This window comes from Streptomyces sp. NPDC057002 (genome assembly GCF_042673825.1).
In the GTDB taxonomy this organism is placed as follows: Bacteria; Actinomycetota; Actinomycetes; order Streptomycetales; family Streptomycetaceae; genus Streptomyces.
Genome location: NZ_JBHURZ010000010.1, coordinates 118,150 through 131,878 on the forward strand (window position 1 = coordinate 118,150; position 13,729 = coordinate 131,878).

Here is a 13,729-nt window from a genome sequence, read left to right on the forward strand (position 1 = left end):
AATGACATCGATCGAGCCCGGGGAAGGGGGGAGGAATCACTCCCAGGATGTTCCCCTCCCAGGATGGATCCCTCCGCTTTTCGCCCGCGCCCCGCGGTGTGAGGCTCGACCGTGAGCAGCCGTGCCCGACCCCGGCTGCGGCACGCAGATCCTCGCGGCAAGGAAGGTCCACCCATGCGCGGAGCAGTCATCCACTCCCCCGGCGACGTGCGCTTCGAGGAGCTCGACGACCCGAAGATCCTCAAGCCCACCGACGCGATCATCCGCACGGTCGCCACCTGTGTGTGCGGGTCCGACCTGTGGCCCTACCGCGGTCTGGAGCCCGTCACCGAGCCCCATCCCATGGGGCACGAGTACGTCGGCATCGTCGAGGAGATCGGCAGCGAGGTCACCTCGGCCAGGCCGGGACAGTTCGTCGTCGGCTCCTTCGCCACCTCGGACAACACCTGCGCGAACTGCCGTAACGGCTGGCAGTCCTCCTGTCTGCACCGCGAGTTCATGAGCACCTGCCAGGCCGACTACATCCGCGTTCCCAACGCCCACGGCACCCTCGTCGCCACCGACGGCCACCCGGACGCCGAGCTCGTGCCCGGCCTCCTCGCCGTCTCCGACGTGATGGGCACGGGCTGGTACGCCGCCCTCGCCGCCGAGGTGAGGCCCGGCTCGACGGCCGTGGTGGTCGGAGACGGCGCGGTCGGTCTCTGCGGTGTCATCGCCGCCAAGGAGCTCGGGGCGGAAAGGATCATCGCCATGAGCCGTCATGAGTCGCGCCAGCGGCTCGCCCGGGAGTTCGGCGCCACGGACATCGTCGGCGAACGGGGCGAGGACGGCATCGCCCGCGTCAAGGACCTCACCAGCGGTATCGGCGCCGACTCGGTGCTGGAGTGCGTCGGCACCCCCGAGGCCATGCGGCAGGCCCTGCACTCCGCCCGGCCCGGCGGCAACGTCGGCTTCGTCGGCGTACCGCACGAGGTCCGGGTCGACGGCGAGGAACTGTTCTTCTCCCATGTCGGCCTGCGCGGCGGCCCCGCCCCCGTACGCCGCTACCTGCCCGACCTGATCGAACGGGTCCTCGCCGGCCGGATCGACCCGGGCAAGGTCTTCGACCTCACCCTGCCTCTGGAACAGGTCGCCGAGGGGTACAGGGCGATGGACGAGCGCCGTGCCATCAAGGCCCTCCTCAAGCCCTGACCCGTACGCCCCACCGAAGGACTCGACGTGACCACCTTTGCCCTCGTCGGCGCCGGACCCGGCCTCGGACTCGCCACCGCCCGCCGCTTCGGAACCGCCGGCCACACCGTCGCCCTCCTCTCCCGCGACGCCCGGAAGCTGGAGGAGCTGACCTCCGAACTGGCCCGCGACGGCATCCAGGCCCGCGGTTTCGCGGCCGACGTCCTGGACCCCGCCTCCCTCACCACGGCTCTCCGGGAGGCCTCCGAAAGCCTGGGTCCCATCGAGATCCTCCAGTACAGCCCCGTGCCACGGGCCGACTTCATGAAGCCGGTCCTCGACACGAGTGCCGACGATCTCGAAGCGCCCCTGTCCTTCTCCGTCAAGGGACCCGTCACGGCCGTGAACGCCGTCCTGCCCGGCATGCGCGCCCTCGGCCGCGGCACCCTGCTGTTCGTCAACGGCGGCAGCGCCGTACGCCCCCACCCCGGCCGGGCCGGCACCTCGATCGCCTTCGCCGCCGAGAGCGCCTACGCCCGTATGCTGCACGACGCGCTCGCCCCGGAGAACATCCACGCCGCCCAGCTGATCATCCCGGGCGCCATCCGGCCCGACGCCGAGCACAGCAGCCCCGAGGTCCTGGCCCGGCGCCTGTACGACCTCCACGTAGAGCGCGACGGTTTCCGGCACTACGCCGAGCCGCTGCCCGACTGAGTTCCCGGACGGCATCCATGACCTCGGCAGCCCTCGCCCGGGCCGTACCGGCCGCCGCTCTGCTCCTGGCCGTGACCGCCTGCGCTCAGGACCCGCAGCGGTCGTCCCGGCCCGCGCCGCCCGCACCGCAGGAACGAACCGCGACGGGCCCGGCACCCACCCATCCCTCCGGCAGGACCAGCACCGTGAACATCCGGCTCACCCTCGACGGCCACCCGGTCGACGCCACCCTGAACGACAGTGCCGCCGCCCGCGACCTCGCCGCCCTGCTTCCGCTCAGTCTCGATCTCGAGGACTTTCACCGGACCGAACGGATCGCCTATCCGCCGCGCAAGCTGGACACCTCCGGCGCGCCCGACGCGGCCCGGCCCCAGGCCGGTGACCTGGCCTACTACGCGCCCTGGGGCAATCTGGCGCTCTTCTATCGCGACGGCGACTCGCCCTCGACCGGCCTGGTCCTCCTCGGCAAAGTCGCCGACGGCCACACCGAAAGGCTCGCCACCGCCGAGCACGTCACCATCGAAGCCGCCCCCTGACCGGCTCTCGACGGGAGAACGGGAGAAACACCGTATGAACCCCACCTACGACTTCAGCGGCCAGGTCGCCCTCGTCACCGGGGCCGGCTCCGGCATGGGCCTGGCCACCGCCCGCGCCTTCGCCGAATCCGGTGCCTCCGTCGCCCTCACCGACGTCGACGAAGCCGCGCTCGACACGGCCGCGAAGGAACTCACCGACGGCGGCCACCAGGTCCTCGCCCTCCCCTGCGACGTCACCGACGAGGACCAGGTCGCCGCAGCGGTCGACCGCACCGTCGAGACCTTCGGCCGCCTGGACATGGCCTACAACAACGCCGGCGTCCAGATCCCGCCGAGCGACGCGGCCGAGGAACCCGCCGAGCGGTTCGACCGTGTCAACGCCATCAACCTGCGCGGTGTCTGGGCGTGCATGAAGCACGAGCTGCGGCACATGCGCGCCCGGGGCAGCGGAGCCATCGTCAACTGCTCCTCCCTCGGCGGCCTCGTCGGCCTGCCCGGCCGGGCCTCCTACCACGCCTCCAAGCACGGCGTCATCGGCCTGACCACCAGCGCCGCCCTCGAGTACGCCCCGCGCGGCATCCGCGTCAACGCCGTCTGCCCCGGCACCATCGACACCCCCATGGTCAGCGACATGATCGCCAAGGGAGAGCTCGACCGGGCCGAAGCCGAGGCCAACCAGCCCATCAACCGCCTCGGCACCGCCGACGAGATCGCCCAGGCCGTCCTGTGGCTGTGCAGCCCGGGAGCCGGCTTCGTCGTCGGCGTCGCCCTTCCCGTCGACGGCGGCTACGTCGCCCGCTGACCGGCTCCTCGCCGCTAGGCTGTATACAGCACGATGTGCGGTCTGGCGACGAGGGAGTGTCATGGTCCGGGCGACCGGCAAGAGCGAAGCGGTGTACGAGCGGCTGAAGGGCGACATCGAGTCGCTGCGTCTGCGCCCCGGGGCGAAGCTGAGCGAGATCCAGCTCGGGGAGGAGCTGGGGGCGTCCCGTACCCCGGTGCGCGAGGCGATCCGGCGGCTGGCCCGTGAAGGGCTCGTCGACTTCGTGCCGGGCGAGGTGGCCCGCGTGGCGGGGATCTCGCTGGGCGGGGTGCGCGCCCTGTTCGACTTCCGGATGCTGCTGGAGCCGGAGGCGGCCGCTTCGGTCGCGACGGCGGGCACGGCCCGTGAGCAGATTCTCGCGCCGTTCCGGGAGCTCCTGGAGCAACTGGACGAGTTCGACGCGGCGTTCCGGGTGCTGAGCGCGGCCGAGCAGGAGCGGGCCTACCAGGGCTTCTACGATCTGGCCGAGCGGTTCGACCAGGCGGTCATCGCGGCGTGCCGCAACCCCTACCTCGCCCGCACGATCGGCGACCTGCGCAGCCAGACCGTGCGGCTGCGGCATCTGTCGCACAGCGGACCGCGGCGCATGCTGACGTCGCTTGAGGAGCACCGCGCCATGCTCAGGGCGATCGCGCGGGGCGACGCACAGGCCGCGTCGGCGGCCTGCCGCCACCATCTGGCGCAGACGCTGCAGGCCCTCATCGACAGCCTGACCGCCCAGGACTTCGCCCTCGGCGGCGAGGTGCGGCTCGGCGTCGTCGGCTGACTTCCCCCGCTCCGGCTCCGGAGCGGGGACATACGCGTTCTCGGACTCCGGGTTCCGCACGCGCCTCGCTTGATGTATACAGGAGTGGATACAAGACCGTTCGCAGGTGAGAGGCCCTCTGATGCCGTACACCGTCGCGGCGGCGGATCTGCTGGGATTCGCCGCCGCCACCACAGAAGCCCACGGCGTTCCGCCCGATGACGCCCGTCTGCTCGCGGACACCCTGGTGACCGCGGAACTGTGGGGGCATCCGTCGCACGGGATGCTGCGTCTGCCGTGGTACCTCGCCCGGATCGCGAGCGGGGCGACCGCCGCCACCGCGACCCCGGAGGTCGTCAGCGACAACGGCGCGGTCCTCGTGCTGGACGGCCGCGCCGGTCTGGGCCAGGTGCTCGCCGACCGCGCGACACGGCTGGGGGTGGAGCGGGCCCGGGAGCACGGCATCAGTGCGATCGCGGTCCGCGACTCCGGGCACTTCGGGACCGCCGCCTACTTCACCCGCAAGGCGGCAAAGGAGGGCTGTGTGGCGCTGCTGGCCACCAATGCCAGCCCGGCGATGGCGCCTTGGGGCGGAAGGGAGAAGCGGGTCGGCACCAACCCCTGGTCGATCTCCGCGCCCGGCGGCCGCTACGGCACGGTCGTGATGGACATCGCCAACACCGCCGTCGCGCGCGGCAAGATCTACCACGCCAAGGAGCGCGGCGAACCGATCCCCGAGGGCTGGGCGGCCGACGCTGACGGCGTGCCGACCACCGATCCGCGCCGCGCCGTCGAGGGCCTGATCCTGCCGATGGCCGGCCACAAGGGCTATGCCATCTCCTTCATGTTCGACGTGCTGGCCGGCGTGCTCACCGGCAGCGCGTTCGGAACCGGCGTCGTGGGCCCCTACCGGCCGACCGGCCGCAGTGGCGTGGGCCATCTGCTGATCTGTGTCGACATCCGCTCCATGGCCGACCCGGCCGAGTTCGAACGGCGGATGGAGGCCCTGATCGAGGAGACCAAGTCCGCCCCCACCGCCCCGGGCACGTCCGAGGTCTTCGTCCCCGGCGAGCCCGAGGTGCGCACCGCCGAGCGGCTGCGGACCGAGGGCATCACCCTCGCCGACGACACCTGGGCCTCCCTCTCCCGCGTCGCCGACGCCACCGCCGTGCCCCTGCCCACCCCGGCCAACCCCCAGGAGCTGCCCGCATGATCACGCTGACCGTGTCCCTCCGGGTCGTCCCCGGCTGCCGTGACGCGTTCCTGGCCGCCATCGAGGAGAACGCCGAGCGCTCCTTCACCGACGAGCCCGGCTGCCGCTACTTCGACGTCGTGTGCGACCTGGACGACGACCACCACTTCGTCTTCCACGAGCTCTACGACGACGAGGCCGCCGTCGAGGCCCACCGCGCCGCACCCCACTTCAAGGTCTGGCGCGAGGCGGCGGCCCGGTACGTCGTCCCCGGCAGCCAGGTCAACACGCTCTCCCGCCGCCTGTTCCACCACTCCTGAACGGAGCCGCCCTGATGTGCACTCACCATCTGATCGTCCACCCCGACGAGGTCGAACGCTTCGACCGCGGCGGCGGTGTCGCCACCATCCCCTACGTCGGCAAGTGGAACTCCGAGAAGGCGGTCATCACCACCGGGCAGACCGTCTTCCAGCCGGGTACCGGTCTGCCGCTGCACAGCCACAACGTCGAGGAGTCGGTGCTGATCCTCGAGGGCGAGGCGACCGCCGAGATCGACGGCGAGTTCTTCGACCTGGAGGCCGGGCAGGCGACCTGGGTCCCGGCCGGGATCCCGCACCGGTTCTTCAACCGGGGCGAGGGCGTCATGCGGATCTACTGGGTCTACGGCGGCCGGGACGTCACCCGCACCATCACCGCGACCGGCGAGACCTTCGAGCACCTCTCGGAGCACGACAAGGGAGGGGCGCCCACCGCATGAGCGGCGTCATCACCACCGTCAATCCGGCCACCGGGCAGCCGTTGGCCATCTACGAAGCGTGGGACGGCCCCCGGATCGAGGCCGCCGTGGAGCGGGCGCACACCGCGTCGCGTGCCTGGGCCCTGGTCCCGGTCGCCGAACGGGCCGCCCGTGCCGCCCGCCTGGCCCGCACACTGCGCGAGCACGCCGGCCGGCTCGCCGAGCTGGCCGTGGCCGAGATGGGCAAGCCCGTCACCGAGGCCGCCGCCGAGGTGGAGAAGTCCGCGCTGACCGCCGACCACTACGCCCGTGAGGGTCCGGGCATCCTCGCCGACCAGCCGGTGACCGTCGAGGGCGCGGAAGCCTGGGTGGCCTATGAGCCGGCCGGCCTGGTGCTGGCCGTGATGCCGTGGAACTTCCCCGTCTGGCAGGTCATGCGCTGCGCCGTCCCCTCCCTGGTGGCGGGCAACGGCATCCTCCTCAAGCACGCCTCCAACGTCACCGGCAGCGCCCTCGCGTTGCAGGACCTCTTCGTCGAAGCCGGCTTCCCCGAGCACCTGGTGACCGCACTGCTGATCGCGGACGCGGAGGTGCCGGGGACCACCGCCCGGCTCATCGAGGACGACCGGATCGCCGCGGTCACCCTCACGGGCAGCAACCGGGCCGGTGCGGCCGTCGGGGCGGCGGCCGGGCGCGCGGCGAAGAAGTCCGTGCTGGAGCTGGGCGGTTCGGACGCCTTCGTGGTGCTCGCCGACGCCGATGTCGAACAGGCCGCGGCGGCCGCGGTCAAGGCCCGGTTCACCAACTCCGGACAGAGCTGTGTGTGCGCCAAGCGGTTCATCGTCCACGCGGCCGTCGCCGACGCCTTCACCACCGCCTTCGTCAGCGCCGTGGAGGGCCTGCGCCTCGGTGACCCGCGCGAGCGGGACACGCAGGTCGGCCCGTTGGCGCGGGACGACCTGCGCGGGGCGGTACAGCGGCAGGTCGAGGAGTCGGTGGCGGCCGGTGCCCGCCTGCTGACCGGGGGCAAGCCGGTGCCGGGCGAGGGCTTCTTCTACCAGCCCACCGTGCTGGCCGGCACCGGACCGGGCATGGCCGCCTTCGACGAGGAGACCTTCGGCCCCCTGGCCGCCCTGGCGGTCGCCCGCGACGACGAGGACGCCGTCCGGCTGGCGAACGCCACGGACTACGGCCTCGGCCTGAGCGTGTGGACCGCCGACACGGCCCGCGGCGTCGAGGTCGCCCGTCGCGTCACCAGCGGCGCGGCGTTCGTCAACGCCGTCGTCGCCTCCGATCCCCGCCTGCCGTTCGGCGGCACCAAACGCAGCGGCTACGGCCGGGAGCTGGCCGCCGCCGGCATCCGCGAGTTCACCAACACACGCACCTACTGGGTCAGTCCGTTCGTGCAGGCGGCGCCCGGTTCGGGGGTCTGCGAGCCCTGAACGTACTTGGTCAGGAACTGCTCGACCCGCGGGTCCGATGCCTTGTCCACGGTGAGCTGGTAGCCCCAGGCCGAGAGCATGATCGTCCCGGACTGGTCGTCGACCGGACTCATCAGTGTGTAGGGGGTCTTGGAGACCTTGTCAGCGAGCGCCTTGACGTCGGCGTCGGCGGCCTTGTCGCTGTACGTCACCCAGACCGCCCCGTGTTCGAGGGAGTGGACGGCGTTCTCCTTGCCTATGGCCTTGGTGTAGACGGTGCCGTCGCAGGTCATCCAGGCCTGGTTGTGGTCGCCGCCGACGGGCGGGTTCATCGGGTAGTCGACGGCGGTCCGGACGTGATCGCGGCCGAGTTTCTTCGCGTTCCACGTCTTCTCGCCGCGTACGGGCTTCTTCGCGGCGGCGGCCTGCTGCTCGTCCTTCTCGTCGGCCTTGTTCAGGGCGTAGGCGCCGAAGCCGGCGAGTCCGGCGACGATGAACGTGCTGAGCGTGATGGTGATGACGCGGTTGCGGCGCTCGCGGGCTCTTTCGGCGCGGCGCATCTCCTCGATCCGGGCCTTGCGGGAAACGGCGTCGGCCTTCTTGCTGGTCTTGCCCATGGCTGGGTGTCCTTCTTCCTTCACGCCGTACGGCGGTCGCTGCGGGGGTGGCAGGGATGTCTCAGGGCGCCGTCCGCTCGCGTGAGCGCACGGCGTCATGGCATCCGGCTCAGGTCCGCAGCACCTGAAGGACGTGCAGGTCGGGAGCGCCGCTCGCGGGTGGGGGCCGGCCGAGGAGCGCGGGGCCGCCGTGCGGCCTGGGGAGATCCGGCATGCGGGGCAGGAGCGCCGGCATCGGTTGTACGGGGGCCGCGAGCACCCCGGCCGCCGGGTGTACGGCCGGGGCACAGCACGCGTCGCCGGTGGGACAGTCGTCCAGATGCACGACCGTCACCGCGTGATGCCCGGCCCGGTCGTCGCCGGCACCGTGCTCCGCGTACCCCAGGCACACCACCACCGCCGCGAGCAGGACGGCGAGAGCAGGACAGAGGACCCGGGCCCACGTGGTCCACCACGTTCCCCGGGATCTGCGCTGCGTCAGCGGCGTCCTGCTCGTCATCACGGTGATGTTAAGCGGTTTCTGGGGGTGCCGAGGCGGTCAGTCGCCGAGCCTGTCCTCGATGAGCGCCTTGAGCTCCTCGTAGGAAGCGGGAGGTTGAACCCTGGTTCCGTCGACGAGGAAGGTCGGGGTGCCCTGGACGCCCAGGCCGAGGCCGTCGCGCTGGTCGGCCTGAATCCGGCCGGCCGTCTCCGGATCGGCGAAGTCGGCGTCGAACTTCTTCATGTCCAGGCCGAGTTCCTTCGCGTAGCCGCGGAAGACTGGCTCCTTCCACTCCTGCGACTCGCCCCACTCCTTCTGCGTGGTGAAGAGCTTGGTGTACATCGCCTCGAACCTGCCCTGGCGGGCGGCGGCCTCGGCGGCGCGTGCGGCCGGCTCGGCGTTGCGGTGTCCTGGCATGGGGAAGTAGCGGGCGACGAAGGTGACCCGGTCGCCGTACTCCTCCCGCAGCCGCTCCACGACCGGGTAGTACGCCCCGCACGCCTCGCACTCGAAGTCGAGGAACTCGACGATCGTGAGCTCGCTCCGCTCCGGCTCGGTCAGCCGGTGGCTGGAGCCCCGGACGGGCAGCGCCTCGGCGGCGGGCCGCACGTCCGCCCCGGCGCCGCCGCGGTCGTCGGGCCGCAGCAGCAGGTAGGAGCCGAGGGCCATGGCGAAACCGGTGACCAGGACGGCGGCGATGATCAGGTGCTTGTACAGCTTCTTCATGATTCCTCGGTGGGGGTGACGGCACCGGCCCGCCGGCCGTCGTCCCCGCCGTGTGCCCGTCAGGGCAGGCAGGGACCACCGATCGGCATCGGCCGGAGAAGGGGCGGGACGAACGGACCGCGCCCGTGACGCGGAGGCGCCCTGCCTTCGTTCAGCCGCACCAGCAGCGCCGACACCGGCGGAGCGGAGCTCTCGCGCACAGCGACCTGAGGGCCGTTGCCGTGGCGGCCGCCGAGCAGCGGCCACAGGAACAGCAGCAGACGTCGTACAACGGCCCAGAGCGTCCCGCTCTGCCACAGCAGCCGCTCGGTGAGGCCCAGCAGCCGGGCGGCGAGCAGCAGCGTGACCGCGTGACCGGCCTGCATCACCGGAGCACACCCGCCCGGCAGGGAGTACGCGGCGTGACAGGCCAGTTGCGCGGCGGCGAGCACCGCGAGCACCTGGGTGTCCGTCAGTCTCCGCCGCGTCAGCACCGTCGCGCCAGGCACCGCCACCGCGGCCGCCCCGGCCACGATGATCCACCGAGGGGCGTGGCACTGCGCCAGCACGTGCCCGGCCAGCGGCAGCAGCACGCACAGCGCGGCGAGCGCACCCGCCCTGATCCCGCGCAGCACACCGGACGCCGGGGAGGCGGGTCCTCGCGGGCGGTGCGGTCGCATCAGGTCCGGGCCTTCGGGAGCCGTCCGGGGCCGGACGGACGGGTGGGCATCAGGCTGCGAGGGCTCGGTTCCCCGCACGTGCCTCGGCAGCGTACCGGGCGACGGCCGGCGCTCCCGAAGCACCTGCCCCTACAGCCAGTCGTGCTCCCGCGCGTAGCGGGCCGCTTCGTGCCGGGTCCGGGTCTGGGTCTTCTGCATGGCGTTCGAGAGGTAGTTGCGTACGGTGCCTTCCGCCAGGTGGAGGCGGGCGGCGATGTCGGCGACGGGATAGCCGTCGCGAGTGACGCGCAGGACGTCGATCTCCCGGTCGGTGAGGGGGCAGTCGTCGACGACGGCGAGCGCGGAGACGTCCGGGTCGATCCAGCGCTTGCCGGCGTGCAGCGTGTTGATGACCGCCGTGATGTGCGCGGGTTCCGCCGACTTGCTGACGAAGCCCTGGACGCCCAGTTTCAGGGCCTTGCGGAGCACTCCGGGCCTGGCATGGCGGGTCAGCATGAGGATCACCTGCTCCGGCCGGGCGCGGCGGATCTCCGCGACGGCGCCCAGTCCGTCCACGCCGGGCATCTCCAGATCGATGACGAGCACGTCGGGCCGGTGCCGGAGCGTAACCCGTACCGCGTCTTCGCCGTCCTGTGCTTCGGCGAGCACGGTGATCTCGTCCTCGAGGCTCAGCAACGCCGCCAGCGCTTTGCGGAGCAGGGCCTCGTCGTCGGCGAGCACCACGGTGGTCATCGGTCGGTCCTCCCGTTCGAAAAGGCCGCGGCCGTGAGGAAGCGCCCGTCCGTCCGCTCCACCGTCAGCTCCCCTCCGTTGTCGCCCACGCGCTCCCTGAGGGTGGACAGTCCGCTGAGCCCGGAGAGCGGAGCCGTCCCGGCGCCGTCGTTGACGATGGTGATGCCCGACTCCGCGAGGGTGATCCGCACCTGGGTGGCTTGCGCGTGGCGCAGGATGTTGGTCGTCGTCTCCCGCAGGACCTGCCCGAGCAGCTCGTTGACCCGCTCGTCGACATCGGCCTCACGGTCGACCCGCACGCGGATGCCCGCGGCTTCGAAGAGGTTCTTCGCGTTCTCCAGCTCCACGGACAGATTGAGCCGCCGCTGCGCGTACGCCAGCTCCTTGGTCTGGGTGATGGTGTCGCCGACCAGGGCGCGCACCTCCCGCAGTTCCTCCTCCACCCGCCCGATGTCACTGCGCACCAGCTTCTCGGCCAGCGCGATCTTCAGCTTCACCACGTGCAGTGTGTGGCCCTGGATGTCGTGCAGATCACTGGCGAAACGCACGCGTTCCCTCACGACGGCCAGCTCCGCTTCGCGTTCCCGAGACTGCTCCAGTTCCTCGACCAGGTCGTAGAAGACCTGCCCGGCGAACATGCTGCCGGTCACCACGACCGTGACGCCCACCGGGATGAGGACGTAGAGGATCAGGACCTCCGCCACATCCGCCGGCGCGACCAGCAGCCGGGCCGCGCCCACGGCGGCGACGAAGGCGATCAGCCCGACGGCGGCCAGGATGCGGTGGCGCGGCAGCTTGGGCGCGTACAGGGGGCCCAGGACGGAGATGCCGTAGAACGCCGTATGGCCGCCCACCACCAGCACCCCGGCGATCCAGACCAGCGCGGTGACGATCAGGCACGGCAGGACGACCCGCGGGATGCCGCTCGCCGTCCACCGCGCGGAGGCGACCAGTGCCGCGGCCACGCCCAGGCTCAGGATGACGGCGTCCCACCACGTCCGGGCATCGACGGCCACCAGCAGTGCCCCCGAGGAGACGGTCACCGTGACCATCGTCCTGACGTTCAGCCGGCGCAGCCGTTCCCGTGTTCCCTCACGGTCCGGCGGCTTCACCGCCGAGTCCGCACGCTGAGCACCGGGATCGCCGAGGCGCTCGCCGCGGTGAGGGCCGCGGCCGTCCACATCAGCCACTGGTTGCTCTCGAGCCAGGACTCCATGTCGTCAGGGTAGAGACCGAGGCCGAGGTGGTGGACGAAGAAGACAGCGCAGACCAGGAGGAAGACGGCCGTGTTGGCCGTCAGCAGTATGCGCAGGGGTCTGGTGTCCATGTACGGCGCTCCGGGGTCGAACAGCAGGAACTCCCCGTAGTGTTCTGCCTGGTCACGGGCGGTACCAGTGACACCGTGTCATGGGTTCACCCCCCGGGATGTCACACCGCGACGATGACACCACGGCACTGCCGGACAAGCCCGACGACGGCTGAGATCGACGCATGACCTCCACACCAGTCATCGACGTTGACCGACTCAACCTCAGTTACGGCGACTTCCACGCCGTGGAGGACCTGTCGTTCCAGGTGCGGCAGGGGGAGCTCTACGCGCTGCTCGGCACGAACGGGGCCGGCAAGACCTCGACCCTGGAGACCGTGGAGGGCCACCGTGCGGCCACCTCGGGCACCGTGCGGGTCTTCGGGCAGAGCCCTCGCGACCGGCGGTCCGTGCGGCCCAGGATGGGCATCATGCTCCAGGAGAGCGGCTTCTCCCCGGACCTGACGGTGAAGGAATCCGTCCGGATGATCGGAACGCTCTCCCGGCGCAAGGACAGGGTCGATCGCGTCCTCGGCATCGTCGGTCTCACGCACAAGGCCGGCACCAAGGTGTCGCAGCTCTCCGGCGGTGAGAAACGACGTCTGGACTTCGCGACGGCCGTGTACGGGAAGCCTGAGCTGATCTTCCTCGACGAGCCCACCACCGGCCTGGACATCCAGTCACGGGACGCCCTGTGGGATGCCGTGGACAAGCTGCGCGAGGACGGCTCCACCATCGTGCTCACCACGCACTACCTGGAAGAGGCCCAGGCCCGCGCCGATCGCATCGGGCTCATGCACAAGGGCGCCTTCCACCAGGAGGGGACCGTCGCCGAGCTGACGCGGACCCTGCCGGCCGTCATCCGCTTCTCCCTCCCGGCCGCCGCACCCGCGCTGCCGCTGGGGGCCACGCGTGAGAGTGACGGACGGTTCCTCGTCGAGACGTTCGGCCTGCAGGAGACCCTCTACGCCCTGCTCGACTGGGCGCACGCCAACGGGCTGGAGCTGGGGGAACTGGAAGCCGGGCCGACCCGGCTCGACGACGTCTTCCGCGCCATCGGCAACGACTAGCCGCTCGCACACCCGGTCAGCCCCCTTCGGAACCTCCCAGGAAGAGACCTTTCACCATGCTCACAATCGCTCTCGGCGAGCTGATCCAGATCTTCCGGAACCGGCTGGTTCTGGTCACCAGTTTCATCATGCCCACGGCGGTCAGCGCGTACTTCATCCGCCAGCACGAGGTCTTCACGGACCTGGGCAGCCTCGGCTACATCGCGGCGGTGGTGGTGTTCACCGTGGGGGCGTTCGGGCTCTACACGACCACGGTGACGACCCTGGCCTCGCGCCGTCAGAACCTGTTCCTCAAGCGGCTGCGCTCCACCCCGGCGGGCGACGCCGGCATCCTCTCCGGCCTGATGCTCCCGGTCACCGTCCTGGCGCTGGTCCAGGTGGTCGCGATCCTCGCCGTGCTGGCCTCGGTCGCCGGCGAACCGGCCAGTGTTCCGCTCCTGGCGGCGGCGGTCCTCTCCACGGTCGTCATGATGCTCGGCCTGGGACTGGCCACCGCCGGCCTTACGAACTCCCCCGAGCACGCCCAGGTGACCACCCTGCCGGTCAGCCTCGGCACCATCGCCGTCGCCAGCTGGGTGGGGATCAGCGGCACCGAGGAACTCACCCTGCTCAAGCGGCTGCTCCCCGGCGGCTCGGCCACGGAGCTGGTCCTCAACGCCTGGAACGGCGGCGTCCCCGTGGCGGACTCACTGCTCCTGCTGGCGCCAACACTGGGCTGGGTCGTCGTCGCCATCGCGCTGGCCTCCCGCATGTTCCGCTGGGAGCCGCGCCGGTGAGCGGGAACGAAGGAGGCAGAACCGG

General features: G+C 71.3%; 18 protein-coding genes. 11 read left to right on the top strand and 7 right to left on the bottom strand.

Annotation, left to right across the window (positions count from 1 at the left end; all coding sequences use genetic code 11):
* Nucleotides 1–174 precede the first annotated feature (174 nt).
* The 9 genes from ACFT32_RS38070 (at nt 175) to ACFT32_RS38110 (ending at nt 7,358) form a co-directional block, all read left to right on the top strand.
* Entirely contained in the window at nt 175–1,191 is a 1,017-nt protein-coding gene (locus ACFT32_RS38070; protein WP_382498310.1) for a zinc-dependent alcohol dehydrogenase family protein, read from the top strand.
* 27 nt (nt 1,192–1,218) lie between these two features.
* Nucleotides 1,219–1,884 carry an SDR family NAD(P)-dependent oxidoreductase gene (locus ACFT32_RS38075; protein WP_382498312.1) on the top strand — a complete coding sequence of 222 codons (666 nt, stop codon included), beginning with the start codon at nt 1,219–1,221 and terminating at the stop codon, nt 1,882–1,884.
* Between the two features lie 17 nt (nt 1,885–1,901).
* Complete coding sequence (locus tag ACFT32_RS38080; RefSeq protein WP_382498314.1) at nt 1,902–2,420, top strand: cyclophilin-like fold protein; 519 nt, start codon at nt 1,902–1,904, stop codon at nt 2,418–2,420.
* Nucleotides 2,421–2,454: 34 nt separating this feature from the next.
* Nucleotides 2,455–3,222 carry an SDR family NAD(P)-dependent oxidoreductase gene (locus ACFT32_RS38085; protein WP_382498316.1) on the top strand — a complete coding sequence of 256 codons (768 nt, stop codon included), beginning with the start codon at nt 2,455–2,457 and terminating at the stop codon, nt 3,220–3,222.
* A 61-nt stretch (nt 3,223–3,283) separates the two neighbouring features.
* Nucleotides 3,284–4,009 carry a GntR family transcriptional regulator gene (locus ACFT32_RS38090; RefSeq protein ID WP_382498318.1) on the top strand — a complete coding sequence of 242 codons (726 nt, stop codon included), beginning with the start codon at nt 3,284–3,286 and terminating at the stop codon, nt 4,007–4,009.
* A 106-nt stretch (nt 4,010–4,115) separates the two neighbouring features.
* Nucleotides 4,116–5,201 (top strand): Ldh family oxidoreductase, encoded by a 1,086-nt coding sequence (locus ACFT32_RS38095; RefSeq protein ID WP_382498320.1) that lies wholly within the window; start codon nt 4,116–4,118, stop codon nt 5,199–5,201.
* Nucleotides 5,198–5,500 (top strand): putative quinol monooxygenase, encoded by a 303-nt coding sequence (locus tag ACFT32_RS38100; protein ID WP_382498322.1) that lies wholly within the window; start codon nt 5,198–5,200, stop codon nt 5,498–5,500. The genes ACFT32_RS38095 and ACFT32_RS38100 overlap by 4 nt, the downstream gene beginning before the upstream one ends.
* A gap of 14 nt (nt 5,501–5,514) precedes the next feature.
* Nucleotides 5,515–5,937 carry a cupin domain-containing protein gene (locus ACFT32_RS38105; protein ID WP_382498324.1) on the top strand — a complete coding sequence of 141 codons (423 nt, stop codon included), beginning with the start codon at nt 5,515–5,517 and terminating at the stop codon, nt 5,935–5,937.
* Complete coding sequence (locus tag ACFT32_RS38110) at nt 5,934–7,358, top strand: aldehyde dehydrogenase family protein (RefSeq protein WP_382498326.1); 1,425 nt, start codon at nt 5,934–5,936, stop codon at nt 7,356–7,358. The genes ACFT32_RS38105 and ACFT32_RS38110 overlap by 4 nt, the downstream gene beginning before the upstream one ends.
* Here the strand turns inward: ACFT32_RS38110 and ACFT32_RS38115 are convergent.
* From ACFT32_RS38115 to ACFT32_RS38145, 7 genes are all read right to left on the bottom strand, one after another.
* Nucleotides 7,301–7,954: a DUF3105 domain-containing protein gene (locus ACFT32_RS38115; protein WP_382498328.1), complete on the bottom strand. Its 654-nt coding sequence runs from the start codon at nt 7,952–7,954 to the stop codon at nt 7,301–7,303. The genes ACFT32_RS38110 and ACFT32_RS38115 overlap by 58 nt on opposite strands.
* Before the next feature lie 109 nt (nt 7,955–8,063).
* Nucleotides 8,064–8,453 carry a hypothetical protein gene (locus ACFT32_RS38120; protein ID WP_382498330.1) on the bottom strand — a complete coding sequence of 130 codons (390 nt, stop codon included), beginning with the start codon at nt 8,451–8,453 and terminating at the stop codon, nt 8,064–8,066.
* 39 nt (nt 8,454–8,492) lie between these two features.
* Nucleotides 8,493–9,161 (bottom strand): DsbA family protein, encoded by a 669-nt coding sequence (locus tag ACFT32_RS38125; protein WP_382498332.1) that lies wholly within the window; start codon nt 9,159–9,161, stop codon nt 8,493–8,495.
* A gap of 59 nt (nt 9,162–9,220) precedes the next feature.
* Nucleotides 9,221–9,820, bottom strand: coding sequence for a hypothetical protein (locus ACFT32_RS38130; protein ID WP_382498334.1), 600 nt, complete (start codon nt 9,818–9,820; stop codon nt 9,221–9,223).
* 129 nt (nt 9,821–9,949) lie between these two features.
* The gene (locus ACFT32_RS38135) at nt 9,950–10,552 is read right to left on the bottom strand and encodes a response regulator (protein ID WP_382498335.1); all 603 of its coding nucleotides are present in this window, start codon (nt 10,550–10,552) and stop codon (nt 9,950–9,952) included.
* Nucleotides 10,549–11,664, bottom strand: a complete 1,116-nt coding sequence (locus ACFT32_RS38140) for a sensor histidine kinase (protein ID WP_382498337.1) — start codon at nt 11,662–11,664, stop codon at nt 10,549–10,551. Before ACFT32_RS38140 ends, ACFT32_RS38135 begins: the two co-directional genes overlap by 4 nt.
* Complete coding sequence (locus tag ACFT32_RS38145; RefSeq protein WP_382498339.1) at nt 11,661–11,879, bottom strand: hypothetical protein; 219 nt, start codon at nt 11,877–11,879, stop codon at nt 11,661–11,663. The genes ACFT32_RS38140 and ACFT32_RS38145 overlap by 4 nt, the downstream gene beginning before the upstream one ends.
* Nucleotides 11,880–12,043: 164 nt before the next feature.
* Between ACFT32_RS38145 and ACFT32_RS38150 the strand changes: the two genes are divergently transcribed.
* Nucleotides 12,044–12,928 carry an ABC transporter ATP-binding protein gene (locus ACFT32_RS38150; protein WP_382498341.1) on the top strand — a complete coding sequence of 295 codons (885 nt, stop codon included), beginning with the start codon at nt 12,044–12,046 and terminating at the stop codon, nt 12,926–12,928.
* A 56-nt stretch (nt 12,929–12,984) separates the two neighbouring features.
* A complete protein-coding gene (locus ACFT32_RS38155; RefSeq protein WP_382498343.1) occupies nt 12,985–13,704 on the top strand; it encodes an ABC transporter permease in 720 nt (239 codons plus the stop codon).
* Nucleotides 13,705–13,729: the final 25 nt, after the last annotated feature.

Excerpts from the sequence above, each read along its gene's own strand:
- ACFT32_RS38090 (WP_382498318.1), top strand. The coding sequence starts at position 3,284 with ATGGTCCGGGCGACCGGCAAGAGCGAAGCGGTGTACGAGCGGCTGAAG.
- ACFT32_RS38150 (WP_382498341.1), top strand. The coding sequence starts at position 12,044 with ATGACCTCCACACCAGTCATCGACGTTGACCGACTCAACCTCAGTTAC.
- ACFT32_RS38135 (WP_382498335.1), bottom strand. The coding sequence starts at position 10,552 with ATGACCACCGTGGTGCTCGCCGACGACGAGGCCCTGCTCCGCAAAGCG.
- ACFT32_RS38100 (WP_382498322.1), top strand. The coding sequence starts at position 5,198 with ATGATCACGCTGACCGTGTCCCTCCGGGTCGTCCCCGGCTGCCGTGAC.
- ACFT32_RS38070 (WP_382498310.1), top strand. The coding sequence starts at position 175 with ATGCGCGGAGCAGTCATCCACTCCCCCGGCGACGTGCGCTTCGAGGAG.
- ACFT32_RS38080 (WP_382498314.1), top strand. The coding sequence starts at position 1,902 with ATGACCTCGGCAGCCCTCGCCCGGGCCGTACCGGCCGCCGCTCTGCTC.
- ACFT32_RS38130 (WP_382498334.1), bottom strand. The coding sequence starts at position 9,820 with ATGCGACCGCACCGCCCGCGAGGACCCGCCTCCCCGGCGTCCGGTGTG.
- ACFT32_RS38105 (WP_382498324.1), top strand. The coding sequence starts at position 5,515 with ATGTGCACTCACCATCTGATCGTCCACCCCGACGAGGTCGAACGCTTC.
- ACFT32_RS38145 (WP_382498339.1), bottom strand. The coding sequence starts at position 11,879 with ATGGACACCAGACCCCTGCGCATACTGCTGACGGCCAACACGGCCGTC.
- ACFT32_RS38110 (WP_382498326.1), top strand. The coding sequence starts at position 5,934 with ATGAGCGGCGTCATCACCACCGTCAATCCGGCCACCGGGCAGCCGTTG.
- ACFT32_RS38125 (WP_382498332.1), bottom strand. The coding sequence starts at position 9,161 with ATGAAGAAGCTGTACAAGCACCTGATCATCGCCGCCGTCCTGGTCACC.
- ACFT32_RS38085 (WP_382498316.1), top strand. The coding sequence starts at position 2,455 with ATGAACCCCACCTACGACTTCAGCGGCCAGGTCGCCCTCGTCACCGGG.
- ACFT32_RS38155 (WP_382498343.1), top strand. The coding sequence starts at position 12,985 with ATGCTCACAATCGCTCTCGGCGAGCTGATCCAGATCTTCCGGAACCGG.
- ACFT32_RS38115 (WP_382498328.1), bottom strand. The coding sequence starts at position 7,954 with ATGGGCAAGACCAGCAAGAAGGCCGACGCCGTTTCCCGCAAGGCCCGG.
- ACFT32_RS38120 (WP_382498330.1), bottom strand. The coding sequence starts at position 8,453 with ATGACGAGCAGGACGCCGCTGACGCAGCGCAGATCCCGGGGAACGTGG.